The following is an 11,385-nucleotide window of genomic DNA, read 5'->3' on the forward strand; positions in this document are numbered from 1 at the left end:
ACCGATAGTGATACGGATCTCTTTCATCACCGCAGCTATGGCTGCTGCTTTTAGCGCTGCGGTTTTTGCTACGGCTACACATCTACACATTGAAGGCCAGAGCTGCCCTTTACACGGTGATTCATTTATCAGTGCAGAAGGCATCACGGCAAAGAAGTTAGCGCAAAAACAACTACTGGTGCAGCGTAGCACGCAAGGCGTCTACGCCAGCGCAACGATGGATAATCCTGCAGTGATTGATGTGGCAGTGCTGATGCACACTACATGGATTGAGGCAATGAAAGACAAGTTGACTCAAGACGCCAACGGCAAATACTACGAGAACGGCGCTCAGTTTGCAGTGGAGCGGATTAAAGCCCAGTACGCCTATTTCAACGAATCGTTGAAACTGCAGAAAGTGCCCGTGGTATTCCGGCCAGTGTACTTTGCTCAGACTGAAAATACGCTGGAGTCTGGAGTAGAGTATTTGGACTTGGCGAATGAATACGCGACGGTTTACAACTGCGTGATGAATCCGAAATGGGTGGAGATTAACAACGGGAATCAAGAGCTGTGTGAATCGCAAGGCTTATTCAGGATTAGCGATATTACTAACGGTTCTGCGGACGTCATGCATTATGTGCGCGAAGTCAAAGATGGGCAAAGCACAGGAGGACTTGGCGGCTTTTTCCAAGGTGTGGCAATCTTTGATGCCTATCGAGGAGGCGTCGGGATTATTAAGGAGTCCAACGCAGCAGGCGAAAATCTGTATACCAGCGATGATATGAATAGCCTACGTTTCGGCCATGTGAACGCGTCGACGTTGACGCATGAGTTCGGCCATGTGTTTGGCGGCATGCATAATGTCTGGAGTGGTGAACCAGCAGACGGGAACGACAACCGTGCATTTGCCTGCGGCAAGAAAGACCCACGCCGCAGCTGGGACACTGACAAAAAACCAACAGCTTTGTGGGCGAATGGCGGCTGGTTGACGGATGAAACCCACCGCTTCTACTCAGACCCCGATACAGTGGTCGATGGTGACGCCTGTGGCGTGGTTGGCGAAGCCAACAACCTGCGGGTGGTGAAAGAGAATGCGCCTTTGGTTGCCCTGAATAAAACCATGCGTGCGGCCACCTCACAAATTCAATTTGCACTGGACAGCTACAGCGTGACCCGCGCCGAAGGCACGGTCAGCATTACGCTGAAGCGCACCGGCGATACCTCAGAAGCCGCGTACCTGTCGATGACAGCGAAAGATGGCAGCGCCTGGGAGGGTCGTGATTTTGATTTTGGCTTTAAGGAAGTGGCTTTTGCCGCAGGCGAAAGCGAAAAAACCGTCACACTGACTTTGCTGCCACGCGCAAAGCGCCATGCCGACACTGAATTGTCACTGCAAATTCACGGCGCTATTGGTGCGACCTTCCCGACTGAAGGGCCAACAATTAATATTCTCAGCGATAAGCCACTGGTGCCAGGCACAGTGCAATTTGCGACAGAGTCAGCCACCATCATCGAAGGGAATCAGTTACAGGTAAGAATTAACCGGTTAAATGGCCAGGATGGTTATATTCAGTACACCCTGCTCGCTACAGACGGAACAGCAAAAGCAGGCACCGACTATGAGTTTTGGAGCGGAACACGGACAATCAGGGATGGCGAATCTGAGACTACTGTTGAAGTTGATACTTCAATGATTGCAGGCAAACAAGGCCGCCGTCACCTCACCTTGAACTTAACAGCCGTTAGCGATGGAGCCATTCTGGGAGAGTTAACCACCACCAGAGTCAACATCGACGATGCTACAGAACCGGGAAAACTGAATTTTTCCAGCCCTGTAGCTTCAGTGACTGAGGGAGATTCAATCAAACTGACAGTTCAAAGAACAGATGGCACAGAAGGCGATTTAACAGTGCAGCTACGGACTGTTTCCGGCACAGCGGCGTCGGGCACCGATTTCACATCTATTGACCAACCACTTACCTTTGCAGCAGGTCAAAGCACTGCATCTGTAACTGTGAACACGTTAAAGCGCACTGGCGATAATGGGAGCAGGTTCTTCTATGCTGCCCTCTCCAGAGCAACAGCGGGTACAATAGGCTATACAAACGAGATAGTGATCACTATCAATGACTCCACGGCAACAACCAATCCGGACACCGGCGCTGGTGATTCGGGGGGCGGCGGTGGTTCCGTGGGCTGGTGGATGATGCTAGTGCTGGCTGTGGCAGGGTTGGCCCGACGGGTAAAAGCTTAATGTTTGAGGGTCAGAGTCGCACTCTGACCCTTTTTACCGACTAGCCTGCCATTTTTTAAACATGCTTTCAGTAATACCCAAGCCAATAATGCCTCCCTCATGCAGCTGAGTTAAATCGTTTAACGTCATGCTGATAAATTTATCTGCCGCAGGAATGGCTTGCCCAACGCAAAACTGTTCCAGGTATTGCTCCGCTGCCTGGCCATGCAGGTTTTCACGAATCACCTGCCCCATGGCCAATTTTCGCTCTGCCCTGTATTGAATTCTGTAGCTGTCAATTTCACCCATGGCTGCTTTTACCACCTCATAATGCTGGCATGAGCGTAAATAAGCCCATGCAAAAAGTTCTAGTGCCGGTTGCAGCTCATTGGTTTCATAAAACAACAACATAGCCTTCACGTAATGCTGTTCAGGCACATCAATAAAACTTAACGGGCACAGGTTGTGCCGGATAAAAGGCATAATGCAGCACAACCGTGCTGTGCTTTTATTCACATCTTCAAAGGCTTGCAGATAAGACAAATGCAACAGCAGAAAAAAGCTTTGCTCAAAAGGGTCTTCAATTTGTGCAGCCTTACGCAGTAACAAGGTGAAATAACCTTCTAACTGATGCGGATTGTGCAGTGGCACATAAGCAGACTTACCAATGCGGACTTCGGTCTGCCGGATGCTGCCACAGGATTTAGGGTTGGCCAGCAGATCCTGAGACAATAAAAAATGAATATTCCGCACCGTAAAAGCACTGTTCGTAATTTCTTCAGCATTTTCAATCAGAAACTGGATCGCATCTTTGTGATTGAGGATCATCACTGTTTCTTCGGCCACTTTTCCTTCAGCCGACAGCCCTTGCTCAAGCAACTTTTGTGTGTCCAGTCTGGAGTAGGCTCCCGCATAGCCACGTCACGAAGTTGTCATCAAGTTGCCATTTTCCCGCCACAAATTCGACATACCCTGAAGTTTTACAATGAATTTCAATAACTTCAGGAGCTTAATCGACATGTTAAAACGTACCTTGATGACTATTTCCTTGCTGGCTGCATTAAGCGGCTGTGTGTTGGAAGGCGATGATGGCGCCGATGGTGCTACAGGCCCTGCCGGAAGCAATGGCCAGGACGGTGCGGATGGCGCCGATGGTGCCGACGGCAGCAATGGTCAGGATGCGCCGCGGGATCTGAGCATCGAAGTGGTTGGTCGTTTTAACACGGGTATTTATGGTCGTGCCGCTGCAGAGATTGTGCAGTTCCATAAAAGCTCTGCCTCTGTATTTGCAGTGAACAGCGCCGAAAACAAAATTGAAGTGATTAAGCTGACCAATCTGCCTGCTGCTGGCGTCGGCAATGGCATTACCGACAACAGCTTAACCTCTGTGCCTTTCACTTTCCCAGCTTCTGTCACCGTAAAAGACAGCCTGGGTAACGACAAAACCCTGGCGCTGGGCGGCGCCAACTCCATTGCCATTCACAATGACTTACTGGCCATTGCCGTGCAGTCGCCGAATAAAACCGACAACGGTGCTGTGTTGTTTTACAGCTTAAATGCGACAGGTGCAGGCACCTTTATTAAAGCGGTAGAAGCCGGTGCACTGCCGGATATGCTGACCTTCACGCCGGATGGCAGCAAAGTGGTGGTCGCCAATGAAGGCGAACCAGATACCGATTATCTGGTGGACCCGGAAGGCAGCATTTCCGTCATTGCAGTGGCCAATGGAGTGCCGGCCGACCTGGCCAGCAGCATCAACCTGACCAGCAATATGGCGTTCAGCTCTGGCTTACTGAAAGCAACAGACTATGACACAGACGCTAAACGCCGCACTCTGCTAAGCAAAGCAGGAGTGAAGTTTGCCGGCCCTGCTGGCACCACAGTGGCGCAGGATTTAGAACCTGAGTACATCACTGTATCTGCCGACGGCAAACTGGCCTGGGTCTCTATTCAGGAAGCCAATGCCATTGGTCTGATTGACCTTGAAAAAGGCACTATTGAAGTCAAAGCGCTGGGCTTTAAAGACTGGGGTACCACGCCAATCGACTACACCAACGAAGACAAACAGCCGGCACTGCGCACCCTGCCGGGCGTTTATGGCATGTATCAGCCCGATACGCTGGCTTCATACCAGTGGCAAGGCGCGACTTTTGTGGTGTCTGCCAACGAAGGCGATTCACGCGACTGGGAAGCCTATTCGGAAGATATTCGGGTGGCTGACGTGATCAGTACCAGCAAACTGAATAAAACCTTTACCCCGGCGCTGCAGGTGCTGTACGACGAAACCGGCGGCAAAAATGGTTTAGGCCGGCTGAAAGTGACCTCAGCGCTGGTCGACCCGGACAATGATGGTGTGGTCGACAAGCTGTATGCCTACGGTGCCCGTTCCTTCTCAATCTGGGATCAAAAAGGCAACCTGGTGTTTGATTCAGGCTCTGATTTCGAACGTATTGGTGCAGCAGTATTAGGCAACAACTTTAACAATGCACACACCGAAAACAGCGGCGATAACCGCTCTGACGACAAAGGCGGAGAGCCGGAAGCAGTCGATGTCGGCAGCATCAATGGCCGTACTTACGCCTTTGTGGCGCAAGAGCGCACCAGCGATCTCTTTGTGTACGACGTGACCAACCCGTTCAAAGCCAGTTTTGTCACGCATTACGTCAACCGTGATTTTGACACTGAATTTGAACTGGACGACGAACTGGCCAACCCCTGTGACCCGGCAGAAGGCATGGATTGTACTGAAGTGCCACAAACCGGCGACTTAGGCCCGGAAAGCGTGAAGTTTGTTTCAGCCAGCAACAGCCCGAACGGCAACCCGCTGCTGATTATTGGTAACGAAGTGTCTGGTTCTGTCACTGTGTATCAGGTGACTGAGCTTTAGAAACCGTACAGCTGCAGCCGGAAACCAGTTTTGGCTGCAGCTTTTTCTAATCATCCGGCCCTTGAGTGGTCATCACCAAATGTCTGCGCATCTCTTTCAGTACTATGCCTTTTTTCAGCAGCAGGCCACTGAGCTTCTTTTGCCAGTGCAACAGGTTTGGCTGGGCACTTTCCAGCGCAGCATCATCGGTAAATTGCAGGCGAACCAATAAAGAGCCTGGAAAGGCTTCATACTCCAGGCTAAACCAGCATTGCAGCATCCCCGTCAGCTCGCTTTGCGCTTGTTGTTCCAGTGTAGTGACAGCAGCCATGACGGCGGCCTGTTGCTTTAGCTGTACCGCAGAAAGTTTTTTCATGGGTTTGTTCTTACAAATTGCAGATAGGCTGATTCTACCCTATCCGGCCAATGCAGTGCTGGTCCAGATAAATACGGCTGTGGTTTTTGCCTCAAGCTGGTATGCTCTTGCTGGTAACGCAAATACGACAGGGACAGTCCATGACAGCTAACAGTACTTCTGCTGCACAGGAAAGCAGCCAGCTCCGCGAAATCAACCGCCTCAAACGCAAACTCTGCTTTGGCAACATTCCGCCTTTTTACCATTCTGTCGCCACCTCGTTGGGCATGGCGGAAGGTATGTTTAAGTATGGCTTTGACAATTCTTTGGATATTCTGACCAATCAGCAAAACTGGAATGTGAAACTGCTTGGTGGTACTGATGATGGGTTAGGGACTGTTATTTGCCCTGACAAACCACGCTTGTCTATCTATAAAGTTTTTACGCCACATGGCTTTGAAGTGCATTGCATCCCCTGGAAAGGCAACAAGGAGTTCGACTTTGATTTAGTTGGCCACCCGCTGATGGATTTTAAGTTCTGGCACCCTGGTATTATGCGCACAGTGTTTAAAATCGCCGGCTTGCATACTTTTATCAAGCTGTACTTTGAACATGGCGATGATGCCGACTTACAGCTGATCCGCCATGCGCATAACCTCAGCGAAGACTTTGTCGAAAAGCTGGCCCCACAATTTAATACCCAAAAAGTCTTTGGGGTCTCAGTCAAAAATTTCTTCGATTTTGCCGAAATGAAACACAAAGCCGGTGAGGAAATTTACCTGCCGACAGTCTACGCCCTGCAGGATGATCACTGAAAGACTTACAGTGATCAGGTAAATTTTACTGCTTTCATCCGCGCTTCGCTTCAGTGAGCATTCAGCCTCAACTGGCATAATCATCTACATATCAGCAAGTTACAGATTATTTTTTAACCTGGCATAAGTTTCGCTTCAGTACCAAGGTCCAATTAATTGTGCCAAGGCACTGAGGAGCTTGTATGTTAGGTTGGGCTTTAACCTTTTTGGTCGTCGCCATTATTGCCGGTGTGCTGGGATTTGGCGGTATCGCCGGTACAGCAGCCTGGATAGCCAAGCTGATTTTTGTAATTTTTTTGGTGTTACTGCTGATTTCGTTATTAAGCGGTGCATTACGTGGCAAGACACCAAAACTTTAAAACACCGGGCACTGACGCCCATTGCTTACCAACATCAGAGGATTGAAACCATGAATAAAGTAAAGAAGCATCTGCCATTACTGTTAGCCGTCACCCTGGCAACCCTGGTGGCAGCCTGCAGCGATGACAGCGCCAAAGAAGCAGAAGATAAAGCGGAGCAACTGAAGTCTCAACTGGCAGAAAAAGCCGAACAGGTTGAGCAAAAGGCCGCTGAACTGAAAGCTGATATGGAAGAAAAAGCTGAGCAGGCTGGTGATACAGCCGCTGAACTGAAAGACGATTTGGCCGACAAAGCCGAAGCCGCTGGCGACAAAGCAGAAGAAACCGCTGAAGCTGCCGCGCAAAAGCTGAAAGAAGCCTGTGAAGCAGCCAAAGAGAAAGTCGACGCCGAAGATAAAAACTGCTAACCCTTGGGGTCAGGTCTTGTATTTTGCATTGAAACGCAAAATACAAGACCTGACCCCCAATTGCTTTAACTTGCTTGCTGGTACTTTTCCAGTTTGTTGTACAAGGTTTTAATGCTGATACCGAGCTGCTGGGCAGTGTCGGTTTTATTGCCCTGGTTGCGCTCCAATGCAGCCAGAATAGCGACTTTTTCCAGCTGTTCCAGTGGCATCACCGGCAGTTCAGGCACAGTGGCACCAGCAGCCACTGCGGCCGGGAACAGATGCTCAGTCTTCAGCTCATTGTCGGCTAGAATAAAAGCCCGCTCTATCGCATGTTTTAATTCCCGCACATTGCCCGGCCAGTCATAACGCAAAATGGCCTGCTCAGCCTGAGTGGACAAGGCTTTGTGTTGCTGTTCCCTGCTGTTGCAATAAGCGAGGAAATGGCGTGCCAAACCAGCAATATCGCCCTGGCGTTGCCTTAATGACGGCACTTGCAGCGGGAACTGCGCCAGCCGGAAATACAAATCTTCTCTGAACATGCCGTCGGCAATGGCCTGCTGCGGATCTCTGTTGGTCGCCGCCACCACCCTCACCTCTGCCAGCTCCGTTTTATTGCTGCCCACAGGCCGGTACTCGCCAGTTTCCAGCACCCGCAGCAGTTTGACCTGCTGCTCCAGCGGCATTTCGGTAATTTCATCCAAAAACAAAGTGCCTCCTTTGGCCTGCGCGAATACGCCCTGATGGTCGCGCAGCGCTCCGGTAAACGAGCCTTTCACATGACCAAACAGCTCACTGTCGACCAACTCCGGACTTAAAGCGCCACAGTTAATCGCCACAAAAGGCTGATGGGCCTGTGCGCTGGCCAGATGCAGAGTGTTGGCAACCAGTTCTTTGCCGGCGCCACTTTCACCAATAATCAGCACATTACTCTTACTGGGCGCGACTTTGCGTAAGGTACGGTACAGCTGCAGCATCTGTGGCGACGAGCCCACCAGCAAACCGAATTGATCCAGCTCGCTGCACAGCGGCTTTGGTTTTACCGCAGCACTGCTGAACTGCTGTTTAAAGTCCTGCAATACATCAAGCAATACCGGTAAATCCAGAGGCTGGCGAAAATGATAACAGGCGCCTTTGCGCATCAGTTGGTCCAGTGCCGGGTCCGGCACACCCTGGCTGACAAAGATAAATTCAGTGCTGCTCAGCAGCTCAGTCTGCTGCAATAGCTGATACTGCTCAGCCTCTGCCTGATGGTATTCAATCAGCGCCAAGTCAGCCTGACTGGCTTGCAGCTGCTCAACCCAGGGCTGGCTCAGCTCACTCTGGCAGAGCACAAAACCTTTCGCCTGCTCGGCGCACAGCAACTGAGTACTCAACTCAGCGCTGTGCAGATGTAAAAACAATCGGGCCTGGTTCATTTCACACCTCTTTGTTTGGTTTCAGCCGGCAAAGCCGACTGTAAATTTAACAGGGTGCCCGGTAAGACTTACCGGTAAAACAACTGTTTAGCACCGGAGCCAGGCTTAAAACCACAACGAAATCATTAAATTACATTCTGGTACATGAATTGATAATGAACTGCAGACCATCAAGACCACAGGAGAGTCGATATGCAGTCTTCATTGACCCACAACTCAACGCCGCCTGCGCACCAGGAGCTCTATGCACTGCAACAGTTGCTTGCGATGGCTCAGCAGTATTTTCAGCAGCAGGCGCAGCAGAGCCAGAGTGGCAACCTGCGTCGCCAGTTCCAGCAATTGCAGCAGTTGCATCAGCAGGTGTTATTGCTGCTACCTGCGACTGAGCCTGCCGCCAACGCGGATGACCAGCGCCTGGCCACGCTGCAGCAGTTTTACCAGAACAGCAGCACGGAGATCTGCAGCCCTGCATGCCTTTCGCAACTCAAACTGCAACTGAATAAACAACTGCACTGGCAAAAGTCTTTATTACGCAATCAGCAGCTGGGCTGCTGTCACACTGTGCTGCTGCATTTTACCGCCAGCCTGCAGATGGCCACCGACCAGCTGGCGCTGCGTCTGCACCACTGAAACTTTTACCGGCAGCACAGGGAAATTTTACATACAAAAAATTAACACCTCATGAATAAATAAGCTAAACACATAAAAATCAATCAGTTAAGTTTTGGCATTGTTCTGGCAATAGCCTAAGGGTCTCACTAAAAAGGAGCGACATGATGAAAACCATTCAATTAACTCTGATCACCCTGGCTCTGGTTTCGGCGTCTGCAGTAGCGGCCAACAGCTGGGAAGACAAAGCGAAAGACGCCTGGATTGACGGTAAAGCGGAAACCACCCTGTTGCTGAACGGCAACCTGAATTCCTTTGCCATTAATACCGATGTGAAGGACGGCAAAGTGACCTTAACAGGCGAAGTGGAAAATGCAGTCGACAAAGCGCTGGCCGCTGAACTGATTGAAGGCCTGGACGGTGTGACCGAAGTGGAAAACCTGTTGGCCGTGAAACCAGGCCAGCGTTACAAAAACACCGATCAAAAGGTGGGCAGTGCGTTAACCGACGCCAAAATTGCCACAGTGGTAAAAACTGGCTTGTTGTTTGAACCAGAAACCAGCGGCACCAGTATTGATGTCGATGTGAAAAACAGCGTAGTGACGCTGAGCGGTGAAGTGAAATCAGACGCTGAACGTGACCTGGCGGTGGCCAAAGCGAAAAACACCAAAGACGTCACCGATGTGGTGGACAAGCTGACCGTCGAAAAAGGTTAAGTAGCCTTGCAGCGAAGAGCCGGCACATGCCGGCTCTTTTTTGTCTGTCTGGTTCAGCCTGAGCTTCGTTGGTTCAACTTTGGCTGGCACTGACCTCAATAAACACCGGGTTGCTGTAAAACCACAGATCCTGCCAGGGATCTTCGCCTTTCGGGTCAGGCTGAGGTTCAAGTTCAGCCGCCTGATTGGTGCCACGCAGGCGCAGATACTGGCTTTTGCTGACTTTGCCAAGCGGTAACTCAAAGGTGCTATAGCCGTCTTTGATGCGCCAGTCGGTTGAGTAAAAACGTTGGCTGACTTTGGTATCCGCTGTTTCGTCACTGTTGCGATTGGCCACAGCCCCAGTGATCATGCCCTGGATCAGATCCACCCGCGCCACTTGTGGGTTAAAACCACCGCCGTTAGTGCTGTCGGGGTCACGAAAGCGCACACGAAGCACCAGCTCATCATCAGGTGTGACTGTAAGTGTCTGACCCGCTGAGGCGGTTCTGGCTGAGCCATTTACTGCCACGTCAACAAAGAGCGCATCGATTAAATCGCCGGTCGTGACAAAGACTTGCCCGGCTTTGAGCGCCGAAAAAACACTGTCGTAGTTTTTATCGGCATAAACATAAGTTTTGGCGTATTGGCCCGGCCAGAAATCGGCCCAGCCGTCTGTGTAATGCCCATGGCTGTCGGACACGCCAGTCACCCACCAGCGACGGCCTTCGCTGAGTAAACTATCCCAAACCCCGCCTAAACGGGCAGTCATCTGGTCGTAGCCGCCCATAGTCGGATACCCCGGGTACTCACCCCGAATCGCATTCAGGTCTGCGCTGCCATCCGGATTTAACGTCGCCGCCTGATGGCCTTCGGCACCACTCATGCCCACCACCACCTCAGGCGCAGCGTCCTGCCAGTCGCGTAATTGCGCTGGGGTGACTTTATTGTACTGGCGAAACCCGCTGGCTAACCGCGCCGGATGATTCACAAACAGCAGAGGTTTGTCGGCTAAGGCGTCCATCGCTTTTAACGCCTGCAGCATAAAGGCGTCTTCGGCTTTTTCCGGCCCGGGCGGCACGCCCTGACGGCCGTTGTAGCGGCTTTCTATCTGGTACAGCTGCTCAGCTTCTGAAGGTCGGTGCGGCATAATCAAACTGGCATGGCGACCGCCTGGGCTATTGCCCGGCACATCAAACTCCATACCGTAAAACTGCAAAATCTGCGGTAAGGCTTTGCGTGAAGCCACCAGTTCAGGATAGGCCTGTTCCAGTGCCAGCTTGGCACGGTTTGGCCCACCGTGGTCGGTGATCACCATCCAGCTCAGGCCGTAGTGCGATGCCATTTGGGCATTTAGCGGGATCGAATACTTGGCGTCGCCACCCAGAATTGGGGCGGGCGGAAATACTGAGTTATCCCATTTCACACTGTAGTGCGTATGCACATGGTGGTCACCGGCCAGCCAGCTTTTGCCTGGTTCAGTCTTAGCTACCGGCTGAACCTGTTGGCAGGACGCCATTAGCAAAGTCGCGATACCAGCCAGACCAATCTGCTTTTTATTCACTACCAAAGTTTTCACTCACTACACCTTACATCTAAGAAAGACCACCGTCGGGGTGGGGCTTGCCCCTACCCGTCTCGAATTAAAAACAAAACCGCAGCAAGGC

Annotated in this window: 11 protein-coding genes; 7 read left to right on the forward strand and 4 right to left on the reverse strand. The window is 51.3% G+C overall.

Annotated elements, in window-relative coordinates:
* Positions 1–7: 7 nt before the first annotated feature.
* Complete coding sequence (locus tag ACFO3I_RS03810; RefSeq protein WP_377331900.1) at positions 8–2,236, forward strand: Calx-beta domain-containing protein; 2,229 nt, start codon at positions 8–10, stop codon at positions 2,234–2,236.
* Positions 2,237–2,269: 33 nt separating this feature from the next.
* Here the strand turns inward: ACFO3I_RS03810 and ACFO3I_RS03815 are convergent, their stop codons facing one another.
* Positions 2,270–3,094, reverse strand: a complete 825-nt coding sequence (locus ACFO3I_RS03815) for a Fic family protein (protein WP_377331902.1) — start codon at positions 3,092–3,094, stop codon at positions 2,270–2,272.
* A gap of 139 nt (positions 3,095–3,233) precedes the next feature.
* On the opposite strand from ACFO3I_RS03815, the gene ACFO3I_RS03820 reads away from it, so the two are divergent.
* Positions 3,234–5,102, forward strand: a complete 1,869-nt coding sequence (locus tag ACFO3I_RS03820; RefSeq protein ID WP_377331903.1) for a choice-of-anchor I family protein — start codon at positions 3,234–3,236, stop codon at positions 5,100–5,102.
* A 46-nt stretch (positions 5,103–5,148) separates the two neighbouring features.
* On the opposite strand, the gene ACFO3I_RS03825 is transcribed toward ACFO3I_RS03820, so the two are convergent.
* Positions 5,149–5,457, reverse strand: coding sequence for a hypothetical protein (locus ACFO3I_RS03825; protein WP_377331904.1), 309 nt, complete (start codon positions 5,455–5,457; stop codon positions 5,149–5,151).
* 140 nt (positions 5,458–5,597) lie between these two features.
* Here ACFO3I_RS03825 and ACFO3I_RS03830 point away from each other — a divergent pair, with 140 nt between their 5' ends.
* The 3 genes from ACFO3I_RS03830 (at position 5,598) to ACFO3I_RS03840 (ending at position 7,017) form a co-directional block, all read left to right on the forward strand.
* The gene (locus ACFO3I_RS03830; protein ID WP_377331905.1) at positions 5,598–6,251 is read left to right on the forward strand and encodes a hypothetical protein; all 654 of its coding nucleotides are present in this window, start codon (positions 5,598–5,600) and stop codon (positions 6,249–6,251) included.
* A 182-nt stretch (positions 6,252–6,433) separates the two neighbouring features.
* Complete coding sequence (locus ACFO3I_RS03835) at positions 6,434–6,610, forward strand: DUF1328 domain-containing protein (protein ID WP_377331907.1); 177 nt, start codon at positions 6,434–6,436, stop codon at positions 6,608–6,610.
* A 50-nt stretch (positions 6,611–6,660) separates the two neighbouring features.
* The gene (locus ACFO3I_RS03840; RefSeq protein WP_377331909.1) at positions 6,661–7,017 is read left to right on the forward strand and encodes a hypothetical protein; all 357 of its coding nucleotides are present in this window, start codon (positions 6,661–6,663) and stop codon (positions 7,015–7,017) included.
* A 65-nt stretch (positions 7,018–7,082) separates the two neighbouring features.
* Here ACFO3I_RS03840 and ACFO3I_RS03845 read toward each other — a convergent pair whose 3' ends face one another.
* Positions 7,083–8,414, reverse strand: coding sequence for a sigma-54 interaction domain-containing protein (locus tag ACFO3I_RS03845; protein WP_377331910.1), 1,332 nt, complete (start codon positions 8,412–8,414; stop codon positions 7,083–7,085).
* 192 nt (positions 8,415–8,606) lie between these two features.
* Here ACFO3I_RS03845 and ACFO3I_RS03850 point away from each other — a divergent pair, with 192 nt between their 5' ends.
* Complete coding sequence (locus tag ACFO3I_RS03850; protein ID WP_377331911.1) at positions 8,607–9,044, forward strand: hypothetical protein; 438 nt, start codon at positions 8,607–8,609, stop codon at positions 9,042–9,044.
* Positions 9,045–9,190: 146 nt separating this feature from the next.
* Positions 9,191–9,739: a BON domain-containing protein gene (locus ACFO3I_RS03855; protein WP_377331913.1), complete on the forward strand. Its 549-nt coding sequence runs from the start codon at positions 9,191–9,193 to the stop codon at positions 9,737–9,739.
* A gap of 73 nt (positions 9,740–9,812) precedes the next feature.
* Here the strand turns inward: ACFO3I_RS03855 and ACFO3I_RS03860 are convergent, their stop codons facing one another.
* A complete protein-coding gene (locus tag ACFO3I_RS03860; RefSeq protein WP_377331915.1) occupies positions 9,813–11,297 on the reverse strand; it encodes a CehA/McbA family metallohydrolase domain-containing protein in 1,485 nt (494 codons plus the stop codon).
* Positions 11,298–11,385: the final 88 nt, after the last annotated feature.

The sequence above is a fragment of the Rheinheimera marina genome (genome assembly GCF_042654345.1).
GTDB classification, from domain to species: Bacteria; Pseudomonadota; Gammaproteobacteria; order Enterobacterales; family Alteromonadaceae; genus Pararheinheimera; species Pararheinheimera marina.

Bases quoted from the DNA above. Each gene is read 5' to 3' on its own strand.
- ACFO3I_RS03820 (WP_377331903.1), top strand. From the start codon at position 3,234: ATGTTAAAACGTACCTTGATGACTATTTCCTTGCTGGCTGCATTAAGC.
- ACFO3I_RS03825 (WP_377331904.1), bottom strand. From the start codon at position 5,457: ATGAAAAAACTTTCTGCGGTACAGCTAAAGCAACAGGCCGCCGTCATG.
- ACFO3I_RS03830 (WP_377331905.1), top strand. From the start codon at position 5,598: ATGACAGCTAACAGTACTTCTGCTGCACAGGAAAGCAGCCAGCTCCGC.
- ACFO3I_RS03835 (WP_377331907.1), top strand. From the start codon at position 6,434: ATGTTAGGTTGGGCTTTAACCTTTTTGGTCGTCGCCATTATTGCCGGT.
- ACFO3I_RS03840 (WP_377331909.1), top strand. From the start codon at position 6,661: ATGAATAAAGTAAAGAAGCATCTGCCATTACTGTTAGCCGTCACCCTG.
- ACFO3I_RS03845 (WP_377331910.1), bottom strand. From the start codon at position 8,414: ATGAACCAGGCCCGATTGTTTTTACATCTGCACAGCGCTGAGTTGAGT.
- ACFO3I_RS03850 (WP_377331911.1), top strand. From the start codon at position 8,607: ATGCAGTCTTCATTGACCCACAACTCAACGCCGCCTGCGCACCAGGAG.
- ACFO3I_RS03855 (WP_377331913.1), top strand. From the start codon at position 9,191: ATGAAAACCATTCAATTAACTCTGATCACCCTGGCTCTGGTTTCGGCG.